The 22,246-nt window shown below is 66.6% G+C and carries 21 protein-coding genes; 11 read left to right on the forward strand and 10 right to left on the reverse strand.

The window, feature by feature from the left end:
* The first annotated feature begins 125 nt into the window (after positions 1-125).
* The 3 genes from A5780_RS42895 to A5780_RS28170 all read left to right on the forward strand — a co-directional run bounded on the left by A5780_RS42895 (position 126) and on the right by A5780_RS28170 (position 3,251).
* Entirely contained in the window at positions 126-1,469 is a 1,344-nt protein-coding gene (locus A5780_RS42895; protein WP_082976771.1) for a hypothetical protein, read from the forward strand.
* A complete protein-coding gene (locus A5780_RS28165; protein WP_064910264.1) occupies positions 1,466-2,374 on the forward strand; it encodes a hypothetical protein in 909 nt (302 codons plus the stop codon). Before A5780_RS42895 ends, A5780_RS28165 begins: the two co-directional genes overlap by 4 nt.
* A 139-nt stretch (positions 2,375-2,513) precedes the next feature.
* Positions 2,514-3,251, forward strand: coding sequence for a TetR/AcrR family transcriptional regulator (locus tag A5780_RS28170; RefSeq protein WP_063014388.1), 738 nt, complete (start codon positions 2,514-2,516; stop codon positions 3,249-3,251).
* Between the two features lie 25 nt (positions 3,252-3,276).
* On the opposite strand, the gene A5780_RS28175 is transcribed toward A5780_RS28170, so the two are convergent.
* Positions 3,277-4,326 (reverse strand): diiron oxygenase, encoded by a 1,050-nt coding sequence (locus A5780_RS28175; RefSeq protein WP_064910266.1) that lies wholly within the window; start codon positions 4,324-4,326, stop codon positions 3,277-3,279.
* 293 nt (positions 4,327-4,619) lie between these two features.
* On the opposite strand from A5780_RS28175, the gene A5780_RS28180 reads away from it, so the two are divergent.
* The 6 genes from A5780_RS28180 to A5780_RS28205 all read left to right on the forward strand — a co-directional run bounded on the left by A5780_RS28180 (position 4,620) and on the right by A5780_RS28205 (position 10,517).
* On the forward strand, positions 4,620-5,624 hold the full coding sequence (locus tag A5780_RS28180) for a zinc-binding dehydrogenase (RefSeq protein WP_030514094.1): 1,005 nt from the start codon (positions 4,620-4,622) through the stop codon (positions 5,622-5,624).
* Positions 5,625-5,749: 125 nt separating this feature from the next.
* Positions 5,750-7,105, forward strand: a complete 1,356-nt coding sequence (locus tag A5780_RS28185; protein WP_063014392.1) for a hypothetical protein — start codon at positions 5,750-5,752, stop codon at positions 7,103-7,105.
* Positions 7,106-7,158: 53 nt separating this feature from the next.
* Positions 7,159-7,950: a TIGR03084 family metal-binding protein gene (locus A5780_RS28190; protein WP_063014394.1), complete on the forward strand. Its 792-nt coding sequence runs from the start codon at positions 7,159-7,161 to the stop codon at positions 7,948-7,950.
* A gap of 355 nt (positions 7,951-8,305) precedes the next feature.
* Positions 8,306-9,115 carry a hypothetical protein gene (locus A5780_RS28195; RefSeq protein ID WP_064906289.1) on the forward strand — a complete coding sequence of 270 codons (810 nt, stop codon included), beginning with the start codon at positions 8,306-8,308 and terminating at the stop codon, positions 9,113-9,115.
* 225 nt (positions 9,116-9,340) lie between these two features.
* Positions 9,341-9,877, forward strand: coding sequence for an SRPBCC family protein (locus tag A5780_RS28200; protein ID WP_064906287.1), 537 nt, complete (start codon positions 9,341-9,343; stop codon positions 9,875-9,877).
* 10 nt (positions 9,878-9,887) lie between these two features.
* Positions 9,888-10,517, forward strand: a complete 630-nt coding sequence (locus A5780_RS28205) for a ribonuclease H (protein WP_063017400.1) — start codon at positions 9,888-9,890, stop codon at positions 10,515-10,517.
* A gap of 189 nt (positions 10,518-10,706) precedes the next feature.
* Here A5780_RS28205 and A5780_RS28210 read toward each other — a convergent pair whose 3' ends face one another.
* The 9 genes from A5780_RS28210 to A5780_RS28250 all read right to left on the reverse strand — a co-directional run bounded on the left by A5780_RS28210 (position 10,707) and on the right by A5780_RS28250 (position 20,235).
* On the reverse strand, positions 10,707-11,597 hold the full coding sequence (locus A5780_RS28210) for a hypothetical protein (protein WP_082976772.1): 891 nt from the start codon (positions 11,595-11,597) through the stop codon (positions 10,707-10,709).
* Between the two features lie 61 nt (positions 11,598-11,658).
* Positions 11,659-12,828, reverse strand: a complete 1,170-nt coding sequence (locus tag A5780_RS28215; protein ID WP_063025995.1) for an MlaD family protein — start codon at positions 12,826-12,828, stop codon at positions 11,659-11,661.
* A complete protein-coding gene (locus tag A5780_RS28220; protein WP_064906259.1) occupies positions 12,825-13,919 on the reverse strand; it encodes an MCE family protein in 1,095 nt (364 codons plus the stop codon). Before A5780_RS28220 ends, A5780_RS28215 begins: the two co-directional genes overlap by 4 nt.
* Positions 13,916-15,004: an MCE family protein gene (locus A5780_RS28225; RefSeq protein WP_063017374.1), complete on the reverse strand. Its 1,089-nt coding sequence runs from the start codon at positions 15,002-15,004 to the stop codon at positions 13,916-13,918. Before A5780_RS28225 ends, A5780_RS28220 begins: the two co-directional genes overlap by 4 nt.
* Positions 15,001-16,008 carry an MCE family protein gene (locus tag A5780_RS28230; protein ID WP_063017376.1) on the reverse strand — a complete coding sequence of 336 codons (1,008 nt, stop codon included), beginning with the start codon at positions 16,006-16,008 and terminating at the stop codon, positions 15,001-15,003. Before A5780_RS28230 ends, A5780_RS28225 begins: the two co-directional genes overlap by 4 nt.
* Complete coding sequence (locus A5780_RS28235) at positions 16,005-17,036, reverse strand: MCE family protein (protein WP_064910268.1); 1,032 nt, start codon at positions 17,034-17,036, stop codon at positions 16,005-16,007. Before A5780_RS28235 ends, A5780_RS28230 begins: the two co-directional genes overlap by 4 nt.
* Complete coding sequence (locus A5780_RS28240) at positions 17,036-18,538, reverse strand: MlaD family protein (RefSeq protein ID WP_063017380.1); 1,503 nt, start codon at positions 18,536-18,538, stop codon at positions 17,036-17,038. The genes A5780_RS28235 and A5780_RS28240 overlap by 1 nt, the downstream gene beginning before the upstream one ends.
* 10 nt (positions 18,539-18,548) lie before the next feature.
* Positions 18,549-19,412, reverse strand: a complete 864-nt coding sequence (locus tag A5780_RS28245; RefSeq protein WP_030514081.1) for an ABC transporter permease — start codon at positions 19,410-19,412, stop codon at positions 18,549-18,551.
* A gap of 4 nt (positions 19,413-19,416) precedes the next feature.
* Positions 19,417-20,235, reverse strand: a complete 819-nt coding sequence (locus tag A5780_RS28250) for an ABC transporter permease (RefSeq protein WP_030514080.1) — start codon at positions 20,233-20,235, stop codon at positions 19,417-19,419.
* 541 nt (positions 20,236-20,776) lie between these two features.
* Between A5780_RS28250 and A5780_RS28255 the strand changes: the two genes are divergently transcribed.
* Positions 20,777-21,448, forward strand: coding sequence for a hypothetical protein (locus tag A5780_RS28255; RefSeq protein ID WP_030514079.1), 672 nt, complete (start codon positions 20,777-20,779; stop codon positions 21,446-21,448).
* 172 nt (positions 21,449-21,620) lie between these two features.
* Positions 21,621-22,133, forward strand: a complete 513-nt coding sequence (locus A5780_RS28260; protein WP_231983128.1) for a DUF6764 family protein — start codon at positions 21,621-21,623, stop codon at positions 22,131-22,133.
* The last annotated feature ends 113 nt before the right edge of the window (positions 22,134-22,246 follow it).

Genomic DNA, 22,246 nt, shown 5'->3' on the forward strand with positions numbered 1-22,246 from the left:
TGTTTCTTCGCCTCCAGGGTTGAGCGCTACCTACTCAACTACATGGTGTGCCGAGTTGTTCCAACCCCCTGTTCACCGGCAGCGAACGACGTATTACCGGCGGCTACGCGACTCGTAAGAGAGTGATGCGCGAACTGTCTCACTGTGTTAAACAGGTCACCTACGGCAAGGAGGCGGTTGTGGAGCGTCCGTATCGGCTCGTGATCTGGGGGCCCGGGGACATGGGTGGGCGAGCGCTGCGGACCGCGCTCGAATCGCCGGACTTCGAGGTGGTCGGGGTCAAGGTGTTCAGTCCGCACAAGCACGGCCGGGATATCGGCGAACTGGCCGGGCTGGCGCCGGTGGGGGTCGCGGCGACGACCTCGAAGGACGAAATCCTGGCCCTGGACGCCGATTGCGTCGTCCATACCCCGACCACACCCGCGCTGATCCAGGGCGCCGACGCGGACGTCGTCGATCTGCTGGAATCCGGCAAGAACGTCGTCTCCGCGGCGAGTTATCACAATCCGTCGATGCCGACCTGGCTCTCCGCCTCGCGGAGTCCGCTGTCGGTCCTGCGCACGGTGGCGGATATGAAGGTCACCGGTGATGCGTTCGGCGCCCGGCTGCGACCCGCGTTGCGGGCATTGCGGGCCGGGATGCGCGCCGTGGATTCGGCGCCCGCGCGGCCGTTGCGCCCGGTCCTCGAACGGCTGGCCGGCCCGATCGTCGATCGCGCCCTGCCCCGGCGGGCGCTGGGCAGCCGGTTGCAAGCGGCGTGCGAGGCGGGCGGAGTGTCGTTGCACGGCACGGGATTACATCCGGGTCTGATGGTCGAACAGCTGCTGCTGCGGCTGGCCGGACTGCTGGACGAGATCACCGAGGTGCGATTCCTGGAGGTCGGTGACCTCTCGGCCGCACCCGACGGGATGTGGGGCGGTTTGGAAAGCCTCGGCTTCGGCATGCCGTTGAGCGCGGTGGACACCAACCATGCGATCGGGCTGATGCAGCACTTCTACTTCGACGCGGTGCTCGGCAATGTGGCGCACGCGCTGTTCGGCGCCGGTCCGGACGAGGTGCGCGTGGAACGCCACATCTCTCCGGTGCCCGCGCGGGAGCGAGTGCGAGCGGGCGGAACCGTGATCGAACCCGGCAGCGTCGGCGCGATCCACATGACCTATCGCGGCTATCTCGGCGACCGCCTGTTCATGACGAATTCCGAATGCTGGCACGTCGGTGGCGGCAATGCGCATCTGGGACCGGACCATCCGCGCAGCCGCTCCGGCGGCCATGTGATCACCCTCGACGGCACCCCGGCCCGCATCGAGATGCGCAACGAGATGGACGACGAGGCCTACAGCGCCGACTGGTCCGCGGTGACCGACATCTCGGTGCGCGCGATGCTGAGCACGATCCCCGAATTATGTTCCGCACCACCGGGAGTGGTGATGCCCGACCTGGATCCGCGCTATCGGCTGGAGACCGTATGAGCACCCCGATCATCCCCGTCGCGGTGCTGGGCACCGGGCCCCTCTCCGACCTGCTCGCCGCCCGCATCGACGCACGCTCCGATCTGCGATCGGCCGGGCGGATCACGGCGGCGCAGCCCGCACCGACGGAAACCGAGTGCGTGGTCTACGTGCCGACCGTGGACGAAACCGGTGGGAATCCGAGCACGAAGGTGCTGCGCTTGCTGGCGGACGGCCTGGATGTCGTCTCGGCCCTTCCCGTCGACGGGCTCGCCGAGATTCGGGACGCCGCCCGGCGTGGAGGTTCGACATTCCATGCGACGGGGGGCTTTCCGACCCAGCTCGCCGCCCGGATCACCCGCGCACTGGCCGAGGTCACCCGCGATATCCGCCGCGTGGAACTCGAGGAGGAGCTCGCACTTCCCGAATGCGGCATTCATCCCTGGAACAACCTGGAGGACACCGGCATCGGCACGTCCACCGCCGCGCGGGCGAAGGCGGCCGCCGCGGCCGTGAGCGGCTACTACGAAGCCGGACTGCGGGTGCTCGAGGAAGCGGTCTTCGGTGAGCGGTCCGAACCGGAGGCCACGCTGTCGATCGAAGTCGTCACCACGGACACCGGAATCGTCGACACGGTGATCATCGAACGCGAACTCGGCTCACGACTGAGCTACCGGTCGACCTGGACCGCCCGCGCGAAAGACACAGCGCCTCTGCGATATCGGCTTACCACGGCTACCGACACCGCGCGCGGCACGGCGACGGTCGAATTCCATGACACCGCCGGAACCCATCCCGCGGACCATGTCACCGCGGTGGCGGTTCTCGACGCGATCCGCCCGATCCACGAGAGCGCACCGGGCATCGCCCACCGCGACCTGTCGATCACCCCTCTGAAACCCGACCCTCGGCTGACGCTGCACTGATCGTGCAAACCTCGCCGGTTTGTGCGGATTTCTCGCATTTCCGTCGAGGTTTGCACGGAAAGTTCACCTCGTCCCCGCACCCGGACCGGACGCAACCGAAGCTCATTCGCGCGGGAGTCGGTGATTTAAACTCGACCGCGTGGCGATTCCCTCCCCGTCCGAACCGGCCCCGATCGGGGGCCGGCAGGCGCGGTGGCAAACGCACAACGACCGGCGTCGGAGCCGGATCGTCGGGGCGTTGATCGAGCTGCTGGAGGAGTCCGGCGGGGGCGCCGAGATCTCGATGCAGCAGATCGCCGCGCGGGCAGGGCTGGCCAAATCGGTGGTCTACCGGCAGTTTTCGGGGCGGGACGAACTCGATCGGCGGGCTCGGACCGCGATCAGTGAGCAGTTCATCGATACCGTCGACGCGGCGCTGGATATCTGGGACGGATCCATCCATCGAATCCTGCACCGCACGATCGCCGCGGTCGCGGACTGGCTCACCGAGCACCCCCGGCTGTACGACTTCGCGCGCGGCGGGCCGGCGATGGGGGATCCCGACGATGTGGACGCGCTCAGCAGTATCAAGGCCACCATCGCGGCTCGGACCCGGCTGCTGGTGTCGAGCCTGGCGGGGGTGATCGGCGTGGTCGACGAGGCCACGGCCGACACGATGACCTTCGCCATCGTGTCGATGACCGAGGCGACCGTCAGCCGGTGGGCACGCGATCCCAGCCCGCTGCTGAGTCGCGAACAGCTGATATCCGAGGTCGCCGGCTACGCCTGGAGCGTGCTCGACGGCGCGGCGCGCGCCCACGGATTGACCCTGGATCCCGAACTGCCACTGATCGAACTGATCAACGCGCTGGCCGAGGGAGCCGACGACACCCCGTGAGCAGGCGCCGCCGGGTCCCGGCAGGTCAGGCCGCCAACCAGCCGACGAGGGAGCCGACCACAGGCAACCTGTCCGCCATCGCGGCCGCCGCGTTGCGCCGCTCGGGCTCCCCGCGATACCGCGACGGTTCGCCGTCGACATGCAACAGCGACCACAGCTTGCGGGTCACCGGATTCATCAACCCCAGCTCGTCGGCGAGTTTGCGCATATCGCCGAAGTAGCCGGACAGGATCCGCCGTGCGTGCGGGGCATCCCAGAACGCCTCCCGGATGACCTCGCGCGGAATGTCGAATTCCTTCGCGAACGAGCGCGGGGGCGCCATGATCTCACCGGCCAGCCAGCGCATCGTGATCGGAAACGCCAAGGCGCACATGGCTTTACCGAACGGGCTCATCCGCTCGATATGCGCCTTCAGGAACTCGCCGGCGAAGGAGATGTGCCGGGCCTCCTCGGCGATGTGGATCTGCATGGTGCGCAGCACCACGGGGGGCATCGCCTCGCCCTCCCGGATGATCGCCTTCTGATAGTGGTCGATCGGCTCCTCACCACCGAGAATGCCGATGAACAGGATGGCGTGCGCGTAGCCGCCGGCCACGCCGATGAAGGGCGACAGCGCGCGGAACAGCGGGCGCATCCCCGGGACGTCCACGCCGATCCGGTTGATCAGCTCCTGGAACATCTGGATGTGATTGCACTCTTCGGTCATCTCGTGCAGGCAGTAGCGAAACTCCGGAGATCCGTTGGGGAGCTTCATGATGTACTGCATCATGCCGCGGATGAGAATGCTCTCGAAGGCGGCGCCGACCTTGATCACGTTGGCCGTGCGCCACTTTCCGATCTCGATCCTGCGCTCCAGCGGCAACGACCTGTACCAGTCGGTTCCGCCGAGCGGGTCGAGCTCCGGCGAGAGCACCCATCTCGGATCGTCGGGATCGATCGCCAACTCCGGTGAATCCCAATCGATATCGAGATAGGGGTCGAAATTGCGATGGACGGATCCCTCGGACAGGATCGCCAGCATTTCTCGGTAGTCCGGGCCGAATATGTCGGTACGAACGGATTTCGACAGCGTCATCGATGTCTCCTGTGCTCTGCGGGACCCCCGCACCCGTTCGGCCCGGCGAGCGGGCTTCGCAGTGTGGCTCATCGGGCCTCCTAGCTCCCATCCGCCGAGGCGCGGCCCCGGCGGCGGTCGACACCCGGCAGGTGTGGTCCTTCGAGGATATATGGGACTCACAGTCCCACACAATCCCCGAACCCCGGAGAGTCGCCCGGCGCCCGCAGTCCTGCCGAACGGAACCGCGATGACGGTGCGATACTCGATCGGGCCCGCGGGTCCGCCCGCCCGATCCAGAGGAGTAGCCCGACATGCTGGCCGCACGCCTTCACCTGGGACCACAGCGCCGACTGGAACTGGATGACGTGCCGACGCCGGAGCCGGGCCCCGACCACGTCCTGGTCAAGGTCGAAGCGGCAGGGGTCTGCCTGTCCGATGTCCATCTCATCGACGGGACGCTGACCCCGGTGATGCTCTCCGGTGACGTGGTGACACTCGGCCACGAGGTCGCGGGGACCGTCCACGCTCTCGGGCCGGATGTGACGGGCGCGAAGGTCGGAGATCGGGTGCTGCTGCAGGCCGGCGAACGACGCGGCGGCGCGGTGTTCACCCGCGGAGTCGACTACGACGGCGGGTGGGCGGAATACACCCTGGCCCGGGTCGACACCCTCGTACCCATTCCCGACGATCTGCCCTTCGAGCAGGCCTGCTTCATCCCCGACGCGGTCTCCACGCCGTGGGCCGCGATCACGGCGACCGCCCAGGTACGGCCCGCCGAGCCGGTCGGCGTCTGGGGTGTGGGCGGCCTCGGCGCCCACGGGGTGCAATTGCTGCGCATGGTCGGTGCGGCGCCGATCGTGGCGGTGGATCCGCTGCCGGCGGCACGGGAACGGGCGCTCGGTTTCGGTGCGGATCTGGCCTTCGATCCGGCCGATCCCGAACTGCGAGCACAGATTTTCGCCGCGACCGGGGGCGCCGGCTTGGCGGCCGCCTTCGATTTCGCCGGCGTGGCAGCGGTGCGCGAACAGGCCGTCACCTGCCTGGGACCGGGTGGGCGACTGGTTCTGGTAGGCCTGACCGACAAGCCGATCACGATCACCGGGGGCATCGGTTTCAGCTTCTTCCAGCAGCAATTGCGTGGACACTACGGCTCGCAGCCCGAACACGTCACCGAACTGGTGACGCTGCGGCGGCTGCATCGTCTCGATCTCGCCCGCTCGGTCAGCGCGGTGCTGCCGCTCTCGCAAGCACCGGACGCGGTGCGGGCGCTGGAAACCAAACAGGGCAATCCGATTCGACTCGTCCTGCGCCCCTGAACGGGGTGCGTTTGCCCCGCCGACCAGGGCAAGTGCCGCCCCGCCGCATTGACACCGTCTGGCCCCGGTGAGAATGTGGGGACCCAGTCAACTCGCAAGTCCGCACGGCGCAAGGGGGATCCACGATGGCGGTAGTCGCCGGCGGTGTGTTCATCGACTGGGAACAACTGACCGGACAGTCCAAATTCGTCGTGGACCTGATCACCTTCCCGATCTTCAGCGCGGTGGCCGGCTGGCTCACCAACTGGACCGGCGTGCTGATGTTGTTCTGGCCGTTGCAATTTCGCGGCGTCCGGATTCCGGGACTGAAGGTGCTGTACCCCTATTTCCCACGCCGGGTGCAGGTGCTGCCGACGTTTTCCGGCGACGGTAGACAACTCGGTTTCCAAGGCTTCATCCCCGCTCGCGCGGAGAAGATGGCCAGCATCTGCGTGGATATGGCGATCATGCGGATCGGCAGCCCGCGCGATTTCATCCACGAACTCGATCTGGAAGGTATCGCCGACTACATCGCCGACCGCGCGCACGAACAGTTGCAGCAGATCGTCGACGATGTGATGTACCGCGAGAATCCGGAACTGTGGCGAGCCGTACCGCGCCCGGCGAAACAGATTCTCTACCAGCGCATCGACCGCGAACTGCCGAAACTGTGCCGGCGTGGATTCGAGCAACTCGGTGACAATGTCGACCACCTCATCGACATCAAGAGTTTCGTCATCCGCTATCTGCAGGCCAATCCGGAGATCCTCAAGGATCTGACCACCACGATCGCCGCGCCGGAGCTGCGGTTCATGGTGCGGATCGGCCTGCTCGGCGCCCCGTTCGGCGTCCTGCTGGCGCTGTACATGCATGTCCACTCCGACATTCCGGTGATCGGCTGGCTCCCGGGATGGCTGGTGGTACTGGCCGCGGCCGCCACCATCGGCGTGCTGGTGAACATGATCGCCATCAAGATGGTGTTCGAGCCCGGCGATCCACAGCCGCGCTACAAATACCTCTGGCGGCAGGCACTGCTGGCCAAGCGGCAACCGCAGGCCGCCGACGACCTCGCCCAGATTCTGGCCTATCAGGTGCTGACCCTGCCGAATCTGGCGGCGGAACTGCTGGACGGACCCAACGGGGACAAGACCCGTCAGCTCGTGGAGCATCTGATCGCCGATGAGATCCGCGCCCAGCTGGGACCCACGCGCTCGGTCGTGCGCGCCGCCTTCGGTGCGCGGCAGTTCGACAACCTGCAGGTCGGCGCCGCCGGGGCCGCGGTGAGCCTGGCGCCGAGCCTGGTGCAGGACGAGGCCTTCGCCTTGGACCAGGCCAAGAAGATCGACGAATTCGCGGCGCGGAAACTCAAGCAGCTCACGCCCGGTGAGTTCATGGAGATGTTCTACGCCTCGGTCGAACAGGACGCCTGGCTGCTCTATCTGCACGGCGCGGCACTGGGCCTGCTAGTGGGCGGCGTGCACCTGCTGATCTTCGGCTGGTGACAAACAAGCACGCATGCTTGCATTTTTTTCGGGGCGTTGCCATGCTTTCGGTCATGGCTGACCTAGAGGCGCTGCTCGACGACTTCGAGGCCGAATGCGCGGACCTGGACCGGCTGGTCGCGCCACTGGATCCGGCTGGCTGGGCGCGGGAGACACCGGCCCCAGGATGGACCATCGCCCATCAGATCGCCCATCTGACCTGGACCGACGAGGTGTCGACGATCGCGGCGACCGATGCCGAGGCGTTCGCCGAGTTGCTGCGCGAGGCGACCGCGAAGATCGCGACCTTCGTCGACGACGCGGCCGCCGAGGTGGCGACCACACCGGCGCCCGAACTGCTCGCGCGGTGGCGGCGGGGTCGGGCCGGTCTGGCCAAGGCGCTGCGCGCGGTGCCCGCGGGCACGAAGTTGCCCTGGTTCGGACCGCCGATGAGCCCGATGTCGATGGTGAGCGCGCGGTTGATGGAGACCTGGGCCCATGGTCAGGACGTCGCCGATGCGCTGGGCGCGGTGCGGACCCCGACGGCGCGCCTGCGCAATATCGCGCATATCGGCGTCCGGACCCGCGATTTCGCCTATACCGTGCACGGCCGCCAGGCCCCCGCGGAACCGTTCCGAGTCGAGCTCACGGCACCGGACGGGTCGATCTGGAGCTGGGGTCCCGAGGATGCCGCGCAACGAGTGAATGGTTCGGCATTGGACTTCTGCCTGCTGGTGACGCAGCGCCGGCATCGCGACGATCTGCCGTTGACGGCGACGGGAACCGACGCCGCGCAGTGGCTGACGATCGCACAGGCCTTCGCCGGGCCCCCGGGATCGGGGCGCGATGCCGGCCAATTCGCCTGAAAAGTTCCGGTTCGAGCGGGCGAGCGCCGACTCAGGTTGCGACGTGCTTGTGGCCGACCGGACGCCGTTGGCCGGAGGACTTCGAGATCGCAGCTCGAAGTTGACGCTCGCCAGCTTTCTCGGGTTACCCGGCGTCGATCCGGCGCAAACCTTCGCACCGCTCGGTGGCCGGCGGCGTACCGGCACCGACCGAATGGGGTGAACAGCGGTTTTCACGCCGCTACGCCCGCTGTTGTGATCTTGACCGCAGGCCTCGGAATCCCTTGCGCCAGGCAGTAACCTGGACGTGCGTACGACTTTCAACGGTGCGGGTCGGCCACGAGGGGAACCAGGGGAGAGGGAAGGACGCACCGGTATGGCCCAGTCCGCGCAGTCCCGGTCCACCGGCCAAATTCTGCAATACACCGCTGTCGTGCTCGCCGGAATGGCGAGTATCGGCCTGACCGTCGCCGCCGGAACCTATGTCGTCAACCAGATCGGCGGCGCGGGCCTACCGGCCGTCATCGGCTCCGGCGAGCGAGGCGACACGCTCGTCCCGGCGCCCGACACCCGCCAATCCGACACGTCGTCGAACACCGGCCCGGCCACCACCGGTTCGTGGGAGGCGGCCGCGGCCTCACGCCGCCTGCCCGCCTTCGCGGCCGACGCCGCGGCGACGCCGGCACGTCTCGTGCCCGAATCGGCGGACCGCTCACCGAATACCGAAACATCCTCGGCGACAACCGGTCCCGGCGGCGTCGGGGGCCGCCTGAACCTCACCGGCGAAACCTACGTCGGGGCGAATCTGTCCAGGACACAACAGCATTCGTTCGCCGTCACCGTCGACACGAATGTGCCGTCGGCACTGGGCGCGAACGGCTCCCCGGATCAGCGGCCGGGCGCCGCGCCGAATGCGGTGACCGAATTCCGTACCGACGTCGACGTGCACAGTGGTGAGTTCAGCGTCGCGATGAGCGATCCGCTCCTTGGCCGCCACGACGTTCAGGTCCAGCGGCACGCGCGGCCGGCTCCAATGCCGTCGCACCATCCACAGCAGATCCCCGCGGACCCGGCCGGCACCGATTCGACGGAACCGACGGTGGGCCCGGCGACCACGGCGGCAGCCGGTTCGCCCACCGCGGCAGCCGGGTTGACCACAGCGCCACCGGATTCCACGCTGGCATAGCGTTTCGACACCCTCCCGGCCGGGTACCGTCAAGGTGCCTGGCCGGTTGTCGTCTGTGCCCGCTCCCGTCGAGCACACTCGAAACGTACTGGTCGTTTGCCGCATTTGTCCTTGTCAGCGGTTATCCGCCACTCGACGTGCGGAGCGCACGTTATTCCCCGGTAACCGTTTAATAAAAAGGAATTCTGTAGTACTTTTGTGGCAAGCGTGGAACAGGGAGGGCCTATGGGCCACATCAGGTACGCGAGCGACGTCGGGGCTCCGGTGGAGGTCGCATTCACGTACACCGACAACCATCTGTTCGTCCCGGATTGGATGTTCGGCATCGCAGCGTTCGAACCCGTCGGCGAGGCCGGCCACGGACCGGGTGCGGTCTACGCGGCGACGTTCCGGCTCGGGCTGTGGCATCCCACGGTCGACTGTGAGATCACCGAATACCGCCGCAACGCGGTCATCGGGTACACCCTGCGCAGGCGCCGGCCGGGGAAGGTGGCGCCTGCGCAGGACCCCGCCGCGTCGTCGCAGGACCTCGAACCCGCACCCGCGCTCGCCACACTGACGCTGCGATTCGATCCGCTCGGCTACGGCCGGTCGGTGCTGACCTCGGAGGCCGACTATTCGCCGGCGCGCGGCTGGTTGGCCCGTCCGGCCGCCAAGGCCATCGATGCGCTGGCCCAGGCGGCGGTGCGGCGCAGCGAAACGCAATTGCGCAGGGAAATCGAAGAATTCCACGGCACGGATCTTGTCGGCCGGATTGCGTAGGGTACCGGTCATGATCATCGTGAGCACCGACGGATCCTGCCTGCGCAATCCCGGCGGCGCCATCGGCTGGGCGTGGGTCAATCATCAGGGCAGTTCGGCCAGCGCCGGCGCGGCCTCCGGCACCAACCAGGTGGCGGAGCTACGCGCGGTTCTGGAGGCGATTCGGGCGCATCCCGGTCCCGAACCGCTGTTCATCGAGAGCGATTCGCTGTACGCGATCAAATGCGCGTCGGAATGGCTACCGAGCTGGCGGCTCAACGGCTGGCGCACCGCCACCGGCAGCGCGGTGAAGAATGTGGAGCTCGTCCAGTGGATCGATCACGCGATCGCCACTCGCCCGGGGCCCGTGCGGTTCCGCTGGGTGCGCGGGCACGTGGGCAACTACTACAACGAACAGGCCGACAAGCTCGCCGGTGAGGCCGCCCGCGCCGCCGCGGGCCGGGCCGATGCGACGCCGAACGGTATCGACGATCTCCCGCCGTTGCCGACCGCGGTGCGGCCCCCCGCCGCAGTCACCGAGACGATGTCCGACACCGCCGCGACGACGCCGCTGACGGTCGTCGTCACCGACAAGCCGGCGTCCCGGCCCAAACGCGGCCGCGCGACAGCCGAAACCGCGGACGCCCTCACCCTTTTCTGACCGGGCACGCGTCAGACCACCTGAATGGCTTCCGGCGGTGGTGGGTCGGCCCACCGCCGGAGGCGCCCGGTTGCTGCACCTCGGCCGCCCGAACCCTGCCGGTTCCACCACCCGAGTTACCCCCGGACGCGTTCCGGCCCCGCGACGGAAACTGTCGCGGGGCCGGAAAGTGTTGTGCTGTAACCGGATTCAGTTACCCGGCTGCGGAGCCGGTGCGGGCTGCGCCCCGCCGTTGGCCTGCGGGCTGGTACCCGGGGCCGCCTGCGGCGCACCCGGAGCCGGACCGGACGGGCCCATTCCCTTGGTGACCGGCGAGTCGAACTTCGCGACCAGCCACTTACCGTCGTGCTTCTCCATCTGGGCGACGCCCGGGATGGTCAGCTTGTCCGGCTGCGGGACTGCCTGGTTGGTCTGCTCCTGGGTGATCACCAGCACCACGTTGGCCTGGCTGTCGTTGCCGGACTCCCACGCGCAGTGGATCTCGTCCAGCTTCGACTTGGCCTGCACGCTGACCATGGCCTGCTTCAGCGTGTCCGAGGCGCCGCTGAAGAACTTGCCCCACTCACCCGTCGAGAGGTCGTTGACGCTCTTGAAGTAGGCGTCGAGATCCTTCGAGTCGTAGCTGGCCACGGCCTTGCCGAAATCGCACGCCGCCTTGGTCGAGTCATCTCGTGCGGAGAGCTGATCCTCGCGATTGTCGGCCTTCAGATAGAAGACCACCACCGCGGTGACCGCGGCCACCAGCAGCACACCGGCGGCGAAGGCCGCAACGATCGGAACCCACGGAGTGCTCTTCCCGGAGGCAGGGGCGCTCGCCGGCGCCGGGGCCGCCGACTCGACGGCCGGCGCATCGGCCGAGGTCGGGCCCGCGGTCCGGAGCTTCACCGTTTCGTCCGCGTCGGCGGCCTTCGCGGCGTCGGCGGCCTTCGCGGTATCGGCACCCTTGGCGGCAGCAACCGACGAGTCCGACTCGAACTTGACCGTTGCGTCCGCGGCGGTGCTGTCTTGCGCCGCGCCGACCTTCTCGGTCGACTCGGCATCGTTGTTCGCCTTGTCCTTGGCGGTGTCGTCATCGGACATGAATCGATCTGTCACCTTCCCGGCATGTGGAAACCACGCCGTATGTTTCGGGCCACTCTACTTACCGCACCGGCTTCGGGGTCCGAGCGTTCGGATCGGCACCCGACGGCATCTGCGCTCCGTTGTTCGGAACGTCGGGCCGCGGCGCGTTCGCCGAACCACGAATCTGCTGGTCCGGAGGTGCGTTGGTGCAATAGTTGTACTTCGGGAACGTCCCGTCGGTCGCGACATACGGTGCGACCGGCGCGTGCGAGTACTGGCAGAACGGGCGCGGCCAGATATCGAGGATCGTATAGAACTCTCCGTCGTGGGCCGGCACCCCCATCGCCGAACTGCCGACGACCAGCGACGGGAACAGCGCCCGCAGTGCCGGCAGCCGCAGCTGCGCCGCCTTGGTGACGGCCACGAAGTTGGTCGCGAGGCTGGTGATCGGATCGGTGGTCTCGTCCAGCGTGGCGCCCAGCGACTTCATCTGCGCCGGGGCCTGGTCCAGCACCTTGCGCAGTTCGTCGTTGGCGTTGTTGAACTGGGTGAACAGCGTCGACGAGTTCTGCGTCAGGGTGCTCAGATCGGGCTGCGCGTTCGACGTAGTGGACGCGATGGTGCGCAGGTTGGTGAGCAGGTTGGTGGTCTGCGGCAGCAGATTGTCCAGACCGGCCGTCACCAGGCTCAGCGCATCGACCATGTCCCGCAGCTGATCCGGTCCGCCGCTGAGCGCTGTGTCGAATTCGGTGAGGATGGTGCTGAACCGGTCCGGGTCGATCTGGTCGAAGAACCCGCTGGCGTTCTCCAGCACCGCCGACACCGGCGTCGGGGTCTGCACCTTCTGCGGGTCGAACGGGATCACCGAACCGTCGGTGAGGTACGGACCCTTGTCGCTTTCGGGCTGGAAGTCGATGTACTGCTCACCGGCGGCCGAGAGGGCGTGCACGACGACCTGCGTGGCCTTCGGAATCTTGTACCGGGTGTCGATCTGGGCCTCGGCCGCGATCGAGGCGCCGCGATTCGCCAGCTTGATCGAATTCACCTTGCCGATGCGGAATCCGCGCAGCGTGACATCGTTGCCCGGCTGCAGGCCGCCGGAGCGGTCGAGCGCGACCGTGACCGTATAGGTGCTGCGCAGCGGATTGATCCGCATCACGCTCACCGCCAGGTACGTCGCGCCCACGACGAAGGCGATCACCAGTCCGATCGTGGACAGCAGCAGTTTGTGTCGCAGCAGCCAGCTCATCGGTGGCCCCCTGTCACTCGGCCGTAGACGATCTGCAGCACCTGGATCAGACTGCCCGCCATGTCCTGCAGATCGCGCAGATCCCAGAACTTGCTGTGCGGCGGGTCGGTGAGCAGGCCGATGTCGAGCTGGGTCAGAGTCGCGGCGACGGCGAGGGTGTTGCCCTTGAACGAGGCGTCGACCTTCGGCCGGATCTCGTGCAGTGCGTCCAGCGCCGGACCCAGGTCGTTGCCGGCTCGCGACAGCGCGTCCATCAGCCTGTGCACGTTCTCGAGCAGACTGGCCAGCTGATCGTGGCTGGTATCGGCGTAATCGCCGAGCGCCGCGCTGGTGGTGGAGATCTTGCCGAGCAGATCACCGATCTGCTTGTTGTTCTCCGCGATGGCGCCGATCATCTGCGGCAGCGAATCCGCCACCTGACCCAGCTGGTCGTGATTGGCCTCGATGGTGTTGGTCAGCGCGTCGAAGCCGTTGAGCGTGCTGTCGATGCGCTCGCTGTTGGCGTGCAGCGTGGTGACCACACTCGTCATCTGCTTGATCAGGCTCGCGAGCTGATCGGGCCGGCCGCCGACGATCGAATCCAGTTCCGAGGTCAGCTTGGTCAGCGCGGCCACGCCGCCGCCGTTGAACAGCATCGACACCGAGAGCAGCAACTCCTCGACGGTGGCGCCGGCCGAGGTGTGGTCGATGCCGATGGTGTCGCCGTCCTTCAGCATCGGCGTGGTCTCGTCGGACTTCGGCTTCGACAGCGCCACGAACACATCGCCCAGCGGAGTGGCCTGGCGCAGTTCGGCGGTGGAATCGCGCGGCAGCGTGATGTCCTTGCGGACGTTCATGTCGACGATGGCCTGATAGTTCTTGGTCGCGATGTGGGTGACCACACCGACATCGGAACCACCGATCTTGACCTTGGCCTGATCGGGCAGGTTGAGCGCGTTGGCGAAGATCGCGTGCAGGGTATAGGTCTCACCGGACTGCCCCGGTTTGGGCAGCGGCAGACTCTCCACGGTCAGACCGCAGCCGGAGGCCGCCACGGCCGCCGAGACGCCGAGTGCCAGCCAGGTGCGCCGCAGGCGCGTCGATACCGTCATTTCGTCAGTCCCAACAGTGCGGCGGACAACCCGAGGTCGGGTCCGAAATCCTCGATCTTGCCGGTCCGGCAGCCGTCGGCCCTCATCTGAATGCGTTCACAGAACAGGCTGACGATCTCGCCGGACAGTGCGGTGCCGAGCACCGCGTGCAGGCGGACGAAGCCGCGGTTGCGGTCCATCGAACGGTCCAGGTTCTGCAGCAGCAGCGGCGCCACGTCGACGGTCTCGACCACGCCGGCCGCGTTCTGCCGCAGCTGGTCGGTGACCTTGGTGAGCCCGGTGAGGCTCTCCGACAACTGGCTCTGGTACTGGCTGAACACGCCGCTGGTGTTGGCCAGGAAGTCGTTGAGCTGATCCAGCGTGGCCTGCAGACCGGGCGCCTGCTCGGCCAGCAACGACGACATCTGGGTGACCTTGTTGCTGAACTCGCGCACCGACTGGTCGTTGTCGGCCAGCATCGAGGTCAGCTCGTTGAGCTTGATGATGATGGTCGAGATGGCGTCCTTGTTGTCGACGCCGACCTTCAACGCCCCCGACAGCGCGTTGAGCGTGTCGCGGATCCGCTCACCCTGGCCGTTGACCATGTCGTAGAGCAGCGTGCCCGACAGCGGTCCCTGGCTCTGGCCGGGCGCCGGCTTCAGCGCGGCGGTGAACTGGTCGATGGTTTTGATCATCGTGTCCAGTTCGACCGGGGTGCGGGTCTGCTGCACCGTGAGGTGCGTGTTGTCCGGCAGCTTGGGGCCGCCGGTGTAGCGCGGGGTCAGCTCGATGTGCCGATTGGTCACGATCGAGGGCGACACGATCGCCGCCGTCACATTCTTCGGGATGTCCACGTCGTGGTTCACCGTCATGTGCACCTCGACGAACTCACCCTTGGGGATGATCTTGTCGACCTTGCCGACCTCGAGCCCCAGCACGGTGATCGGATTGCCCTCGAAAACGCCGGCGATATTGCGGAAATCAGCGGTGATGTGGGTCGACCCGCCCACCGCGTTCTGCACCGATCCGCAGCTGCCGGCCACCAGTACGGCCGCGCCGATCGCGACCGTCTTGGTGGCGCGGGCCAGCCATTTGTTCAGGATCATCCCTGGCACCCCTCGATCACTCGCGCGAAGCACAACCAGTTGTCCGGGAACAGCCACGGCACACCGACCTCACCGTAGGGGCCGTTGCCGAACACATTGTTGAACTGCCGCAGCGACGCGGGCATGATCGTCAACAGTTTGTCCAGGTTGTCCTTGTTCTTCTGCAGACCCTGGGCCATGGTGTTCAGCTGTTCGATGGTCGGGCCGAGCTGGTTGTTGTTCTCCGCGCCGATCTGCTGCAGTTGCTTGGTCAGGGTCGCGGTGTTGTTCAGCAGTTGCTTGAGCAGCTCCTGGCGTTCCATCACCCGGCCGGCGATGGCCTCGCCCTGGGTGATCACCAGCAGCAGGCTGTTGCGGTTGTCGCCGAGGATCTTGGTGACCTTGTCCAGATCCTTGAGCAGACCGTCGACCTGGTCGCGCCGATCGTTGATGGTCTTGGCGAGCGCGCCGACGCTGTCGAGCGCCTGCGCGGTCAGCTGCGGCGAACCGTCGATCTGGTCGCCGAGCACCTTCAGCGATTCGGCCAGCTTCTCGGTGTCGAGCGCCTCGAACTTCGGGGTGCCGATCTGCACCACGTCGGCCAGGTCGTAGGGCACCTTGGTGTTGGACTTGTGAATCCGGTTGCCCGGCAAGCCCTTACCGTTGCCCGGGTCGAGATCGACGTAGCGCGCACCCAGCAGCGTGGCCATCTTGATGGAGGCACGGGTATCGGGGCCGAGCTTCACGTCGTTGTTCACGTGCAGGGTGATCAGCACGTGGTCACCCTCGAGTTTCGCTCCGGCCACCGTGCCGACCGGCACACCGGCGACGTTCACCTTGTCACCGGTCTGGACGCCGGCCGTCTGCACGAATTCCGCCTGCACGTCCTTGGTGCCGACGCCCAGTTTCTTGTAACTGCTGGACACCACGAGCAGCACCACGATGAGAACGGCGCCGATGACGCCGAGCCAGAAGAAGCGGTTGCTCTGGAAACGATTCCTGATTCGCGTACCGAAGGTCGTCATGGGCGGCACACCGCCGAGTGGTTGGGTCCGCCGATCTGGCTGACCAGACCTCGCGGCAACAGCACCCCGTACAGCGAGACGTCCAGCGTGCACAGATACGCGTTGGCGTAGGCGCCGTCGGAACTGAACTTACCGACGTTCGCGAGGATGCCGGGCAGGTCGATCGCGGCCTGGTCCAGCTTGGAGCCGTTGTTGATCAGCATGGTCAGCGCCGCGGTGCTCGAGTTCTGCGCGGCCGCGATCTTCGGCTGCACCTGATCGACCATGTTCACCAGAGAGGAAGTGGCATTCGCGATCTGGACGGTCGAAGCCTGCAGGGATTGTCCCTGCTCGTAGAGCCCGCCGATCAAGGCACGAGTCTGGGTCACCAGTGTCTCCAATTCATCACCTCGTTTCGCCAGTCCCGACATCACGCCCGACAGTTTGGTGATCACGTCGGCCAGGATGACGTCGCGTCGCTGGAAGTCACCGGCCAGTGCGGCGGCCTGGGTGATGAACGAGCTCAGCGAAACACCGTCGCCCTGCAGCGCCTGGATGAAGGTGTTGGTCAGGTCGTTCACCTGCTGGGGTTGCAAGGTTTCGAACAGCGGCTGAAAACCGTTGAGCAGACCCGAGATATCGAACGAGGGCTCGGTGCGCTCGACCGGGATGGTCGTGTTGTTGCGCAGCGCCGAATTGTCGCCCTTGTTGCCCGGCGCCAGCGCCACATAGCGCTGGCCGATCAGATTCTGGTACCGGACAAGGGCTTTGGTGTTGCCGTACACGGTCTGATCGCTCTGCACGATGAACGACACCTTGGCCTGGTGCTGTCCTTCGACCTCGATGCCGGTGACCTTGCCGACGCGCACGCCGGCCATCCGGACGTCGTCGCCCTCCCGTAGGCCCAGCACATCGGTGAAGATCGCCGAATAGCTGTGGGTGGAACCGTTCACGGTGCGCGCCAGCGTATTCCAGATGACCACGGTCACCAGGATCGAGACGAGGGCGAAGATACCGAACCCGATCAGCGGTTTGCGAATTCCTCTCATCAGCTGGCACCGCTTTCGGAAACTTGCAAGGTTCCACCCCTCAGGATCGAGCTCAGCAGCAGATATTCGGCAGTCGTCGGATCCCGGCCGAGCAGCGCGCTCATCGCGTCACGTCCGGTGTAGTAGGCGATCGGCCCCGCAGTGGGCTTCTGCCCGTCCGACGCCGGAGCAGCGGCCGGAGCCGGCTGCGGCGCGGGGGCCGCGGGCGCACCCGGCAGGCCCGGCAGCTGCGGGAACAGACCCTCCAACGGAGTTCCGGCGAACGGGTTGCCCGGCTTGGGCGCCTGCTGCGGAGCTGCCGTTTGCGCGGTGTCACCGGTCGTGACGCCCGGGATGGCGGGCAGGCCCGGCATCGGCGGCAGCTTCGGCAGTCCCTGCGACGCGTCCAGCGTGCGCGGCTTCAGCGCCGGTGTCGGCGGGCCGATATCGGAGACCACCGGGGCGGTGCCACAGCTCGGCCCCGCCATGTCGCCGTAGCGCGGGCAGTCGGACCGGTCGTACGGCTTGTACGGCGTGAAGGTCAGGCCCGCGTTCCAGATCATCTGCTGCTGCGGACCCCAGTGGAAGGTGGTGCTCAGCTTGCGGACCGACGCGTTCAGGTTCGCGATGGCCTGCGGGATCGCGTCGGGGTCCTCGGTGAGCGCCCCGAACATGTCGCCGGTGCCCGAGGTCAGCTGCTTACCGACGTCGGGGTTGCGGGCGAACAGGTTGTTGACCTTGTCGATGGTCGCCGAGGTGCCGGTGATGAGGCCTGCCAGCTCGCTGCGCTTGTCGGCGATGGTCTGCGCGGTCTTCACCGATTCCGACAGCGTCGTCATCAGATCCGGCGCGGACTGGTTGAGCGCGTGGAACGAGGCGGAGAAATCGTTCAGCGTGCCTTCCGGATCCGGCACCGCGGCGCGGACCTGGGTGAACCAGTTGTTCAGCCGCTCGACGGTGGAACCGGGTACCCGGCCGCTGCCGTCCAGCGCATAGGACAGGGTGCTCAGCACCCGGCCCAGCTGCATGGGGTCGATCTTGTTCAGGATCGTGCGGACCGTGGTGAGGGTGTCCTGCAGCGCGATGGTGCCCTGGCTGTGGTCCTCGGCGATCTGCGAGCCGGCCTTCAGCGAGGCGTTGTCGGGACCGTTGTAGACCAGTTCGACCGAGGTGACGGCGAACAGGTTGCTGGGGACCACGCGAGCGGTGACGTTGGCCGGGATATCGGAGATGTAGTCCGGCTTCATATTGATGTGCACCTGCTGCAGCTCGCCCTTGGCGGCCACCGACACATCCTTGACCGCGCCGACCAGCACGCCGCGGAACTTCACGTCGGCCTGCGCGGGCAGGCCGTCGCCGGTGGTGGTCAGATTGGCGGTGACCTCCACCTTCGGATTGAGAATGTAGCCCTTGTAGCGGGCCATCAGCAGCGTCAGCGCGGCGGCGATGACGACGATTCCGCAAACGCCCGCGATGAGCAGCTGCCGCATCGTCGGTCCGCGGCCACTCGGATCGATGATCATATTCAGGCCCCTATCCCGAGATCCTGATGCCCGGGTTCACGCCCCAGATGGCCAGCGTCATGAACAGGTCGGCGAAGACGACCGCGATGATGCAGAGCTTGATCGCCCGGCCCGCGGCCACACCGACGCCCTCGGGACCACCCGAGGCGAAGAAGCCGTAGTAGCACTGGATGAAGGTCGTGATCGCCACGAAGAGAATGGCTTTCAGCAACGACCACAGCACGTCGTGCGGTACCAGGAATTGATAGAAGTAGTGCTGGAAGGTGCCCGAGGCCGTGCCGCCGATGAACCCGACCGTGATGGAACACGACAGGTAGGCGACCGGCAGCGCCAGGCAGTACAGCGGCACGATCGCGATCATCGCCGCGATCATCCGGGTGCTGACCAGATAGGGCAGCGGCCGGATCGCCTGCGACTCCAGCGCGTCGATCTCCTCGGCGATGCGCATCGAACCCAACTGGGCGGTGAAGCGGCAGCCCGCCTGTGCGGCGAATGCGAGGGTGGCGAGCATGGGCCCGAGCTCACGGGTGGTCGCGAAGGCGGAAATCGCACCGGTCAGCGGGCTCAAGCCGAGCAGATTCAGCGAGGTGTAGCCCTGGATGGCGACGGTCATACCGCCGAAGGCACTGAGGATCAGAACCACGCCGATGGTGCCACCACCGACGATCAGGCTGCCGTTACCCCAGGTGACGTCCGAAAGCAGCCGCCAGACTTCCTTCGGATAGTGCTTGAGCGCCAACGGCATCGAGCCGATCGAGCGCAGAAAGAAGAAGACCTGGTGACCGACCCGCGCGAGCCAGTCCCGCGGGGCGCCGGCGGAGCTGCGGATCCGCTGCAGGGGCCGCAGTAGCGGCGGAACATAAGTTGACGACACCGGCTCAAACCATCTGTGGGGGGAACAGGGCGTTGTAGATCTGCGTGATGATCAGATTCGTGCCGAAGAGCATCAGCGCGGACAGCACCACGGCGGTGTTGACCGAGTTCGCGACACCGCCCGGGCCGCCGCGAGTGTTCAAGCCCGAATCACACGCGATGATCGCGGCCAGCAGGCCGAAGATCAGCGATTTGATCAACGCCACCAGCAAATCGCTGGTCACCGCGAACGACGCGAATGTGCCGATATAGGAGCCGGGTGTGCCGTTCTGGGCGAAGATGTTGAAGATGTAGCCGGTCAGGAAGCCGACGAAGATCACGAAGCCGCACAGCAGCACCGACACCAGCATGGCGGCGCCGAGCCGGGGGGCCACCAGTCGCCGCATCGGGTCGACACCCATGACCTTCATGGCGTCGATCTCCTCGCGGATGGTGCGGGAGCCGAGGTCGGCGCAGATGGCCGAGCCGACGGCGCCGGCGATCATCAGCGAGGTGACCAGCGGCGCACCCTGCTGAATGATGCCCAGCCCGTTGGCCGCGCCGATGAAGGACGTGGCGCCGACCTGCTGCGCGACCGAACCGACCTGAATGGAGACGATGACGCCGATCGGAATTGCGACCAGCAAGGTGGGGGCCGCTGCGACGCTGGCCATGAATGCGCACTGCCGCACGAATTCACCGAACGGGAAGCGACGACGGAAGATGGCGACGAACAGTTCCGCGACCGCCGAGAAGCCCATCGTGATCTGTCGACCGAAGGTCTCGAGAGACCGCTTGGGATGATCCTGCCAGTACGCCTTCGTCCAGTCCGCCGCGGCACTCATTCTCGATGGTGAACTAATTGCCCCCGACCCGTCCGGACCGTTGGTGACTTGCACTGGCTACCCCTCTCGACGCCGGTTACCCGCCCCGACGACTGTTTCGCTTGAGGCACCTTACTACGGAGTTAGGAAAAACACACCACAAAGTGTGGCTGTGGTCATAGACCCAGATCACGTTGGTTCCGGACCTGTGATCGGGCGCACCCGACTGGTATCGATCACAAAGAACACGACCATTTCCTAGAACACGTTCTAGTTTACTGATCGAATGTCCAACTCGAGATCCGATACCTGTTTTATCGGATTAAAATTCTCGTTATTAAGATTTGCCCCGAATACTGACGAAAGCCTATAGCGAGTACCCGCGAAACAGCGGTCGTCGTGAGCAGGTGTCGCATCTCGTCGGCCTCGCACGTGTCGTCACGCGGCCACGGCATCGATCCAGCAAACTGCATGCGCATACCGGGCGCGTTCGGGCCCGACAACTGCAAGGATGTAGTACGACAAGGCTGATATCGTGCGGACTTCCGACGTCTGGAGGGAAATGTTCAACAAACTCGTCAGGGCGGCTCATGCCGCCTTCGCCGTAGCTCTGGGCGCGGCGCTGCTCGGGACGGGCGCGGGGGTCGCGCAAGCCGGTCCCGGATCGCCGGTGATCGGCGGCGGCTCCGGCATCATCATCGACAACCAGTTCGAGTGCACCGTCACGACCATCGGGCACGACGCCGGTGGCCGCCTGGTCGGCCTGACCGCCGGTCACTGCGGCGAGGCGGGTTCCGAGGTGTGGTCCGAACAGGACCGCGGCGCGGGCGTGATCGGACATTTCGTCTATTCCAACCACGACCTGGACTATGCGGTCATCCAGTTCGATCCGGGTCACGTCACTCCGGTCAATCGCATCGGCAATGTGACGATCACCGGGATCGGGGCCCCGGCCCAGTTCCCCAGCATCATCTGCAAGGAAGGCCGGACCACCGGTAACACCTGTGGCCTGGCCTTCGGCGACGTCTTCCAGACCGACGAGACGTGGGCCGAGATGTGTGTCGTCGAGGGCGACTCCGGCGCCCCCGTCGTCATCGGCACCACTCTGGTCGGCATGGTGAACGCCTATCTGGCGGTGGCCTGCTTCGGGCCCGAGGTCGGCACCAACATGTCGGCGATCGTCAACGACATGAATGCGCACGGTGGCGCCGGGGCGGGCTTCGCGCCGATCTGATCGGCGGCACGACGACCCTGGTAACGGGCGGCGATTCGGGTATCACACCGGAGTCGCCGCCCGTTTTCCGTGCCCGGGGCGGGGTCGGCCGCGCGGCGCGGATCGGGTCGGCCGCCGCGGGGTGCGGTTATGGTGAGGGCTGCCGGCCCGAAAGGAGCACTCCGTGAAGGTGATGAGCGCGATTACAGGGTGGGCCGTCGCGGCCGGGGCCGCGGTGTGCTGGGCCACCGGCACCGCCTCGGCAACCGCCGTGCACTGCGATGCCGACCGCAACCGCGATATGACGATCGTCGCCGGTGCCACGGCGTGCCGGGCGATGGGCGACGATTCCGGGCACGCGCGGTCGGCGGGAATCGATGGCGTCGGCTATGCCAAGGCAACCGCCGGTGCGGTCGCCCTCGGCCTGGGCGCCGGCGGCGGGATCGGGGCCAGTGAGGGCGCCGCCGGACTGCCGGTCGCGGTCGGTATGGGCCCCGACGCCTTCGCCTTCACCTCCCTCGCCGCGGAGGATGTACCCGGCCGGATCGGACTCTCCTTCGCGATGAACGGCTCGCAGGCGCAGGTGGTCTCGGGTGAGCGCAGCACGGTCTGTCTCGGCTCGGCGGCGCTGGCATGGGATTCCCGAACGGGCGCGCTCTGTCTCGCGACGCCGATCGGGATGTGGCAGGTCCCCGCCGCACACTGAGCACGAGTCCCGGGCTGTCCTACCCTGGCGGGTAGGGGTAACGACGCCGCGGCATGCGGCGGCAGGAGGTCGACACACGGTGGATTCGGCACGATCGGAGCAGGCAGCCGAGG

This window comes from Nocardia sp. 852002-20019_SCH5090214 (assembly GCF_001665865.1).
Lineage (GTDB): Bacteria > Actinomycetota > Actinomycetes > Mycobacteriales > Mycobacteriaceae > Nocardia > Nocardia nova.

Bases quoted from the DNA above. Each gene is read 5' to 3' on its own strand.
- A5780_RS28165 (WP_064910264.1), top strand. From the start codon at position 1,466: ATGAGCACCCCGATCATCCCCGTCGCGGTGCTGGGCACCGGGCCCCTC.
- A5780_RS28190 (WP_063014394.1), top strand. From the start codon at position 7,159: ATGGCTGACCTAGAGGCGCTGCTCGACGACTTCGAGGCCGAATGCGCG.
- A5780_RS28200 (WP_064906287.1), top strand. From the start codon at position 9,341: ATGGGCCACATCAGGTACGCGAGCGACGTCGGGGCTCCGGTGGAGGTC.
- A5780_RS28235 (WP_064910268.1), bottom strand. From the start codon at position 17,036: ATGAGAGGAATTCGCAAACCGCTGATCGGGTTCGGTATCTTCGCCCTC.
- A5780_RS28215 (WP_063025995.1), bottom strand. From the start codon at position 12,828: ATGAGCTGGCTGCTGCGACACAAACTGCTGCTGTCCACGATCGGACTG.
- A5780_RS28220 (WP_064906259.1), bottom strand. From the start codon at position 13,919: ATGACGGTATCGACGCGCCTGCGGCGCACCTGGCTGGCACTCGGCGTC.
- A5780_RS28175 (WP_064910266.1), bottom strand. From the start codon at position 4,326: ATGACGCTGTCGAAATCCGTTCGTACCGACATATTCGGCCCGGACTAC.
- A5780_RS28205 (WP_063017400.1), top strand. From the start codon at position 9,888: ATGATCATCGTGAGCACCGACGGATCCTGCCTGCGCAATCCCGGCGGC.
- A5780_RS28180 (WP_030514094.1), top strand. From the start codon at position 4,620: ATGCTGGCCGCACGCCTTCACCTGGGACCACAGCGCCGACTGGAACTG.
- A5780_RS28210 (WP_082976772.1), bottom strand. From the start codon at position 11,597: ATGTCCGATGACGACACCGCCAAGGACAAGGCGAACAACGATGCCGAG.
- A5780_RS28195 (WP_064906289.1), top strand. From the start codon at position 8,306: ATGGCCCAGTCCGCGCAGTCCCGGTCCACCGGCCAAATTCTGCAATAC.
- A5780_RS28225 (WP_063017374.1), bottom strand. From the start codon at position 15,004: ATGATCCTGAACAAATGGCTGGCCCGCGCCACCAAGACGGTCGCGATC.
- A5780_RS28255 (WP_030514079.1), top strand. From the start codon at position 20,777: ATGTTCAACAAACTCGTCAGGGCGGCTCATGCCGCCTTCGCCGTAGCT.
- A5780_RS28250 (WP_030514080.1), bottom strand. From the start codon at position 20,235: ATGAGTGCCGCGGCGGACTGGACGAAGGCGTACTGGCAGGATCATCCC.
- A5780_RS28185 (WP_063014392.1), top strand. From the start codon at position 5,750: ATGGCGGTAGTCGCCGGCGGTGTGTTCATCGACTGGGAACAACTGACC.
- A5780_RS28240 (WP_063017380.1), bottom strand. From the start codon at position 18,538: ATGATCATCGATCCGAGTGGCCGCGGACCGACGATGCGGCAGCTGCTC.
- A5780_RS42895 (WP_082976771.1), top strand. From the start codon at position 126: ATGCGCGAACTGTCTCACTGTGTTAAACAGGTCACCTACGGCAAGGAG.
- A5780_RS28260 (WP_231983128.1), top strand. From the start codon at position 21,621: ATGAGCGCGATTACAGGGTGGGCCGTCGCGGCCGGGGCCGCGGTGTGC.
- A5780_RS28230 (WP_063017376.1), bottom strand. From the start codon at position 16,008: ATGACGACCTTCGGTACGCGAATCAGGAATCGTTTCCAGAGCAACCGC.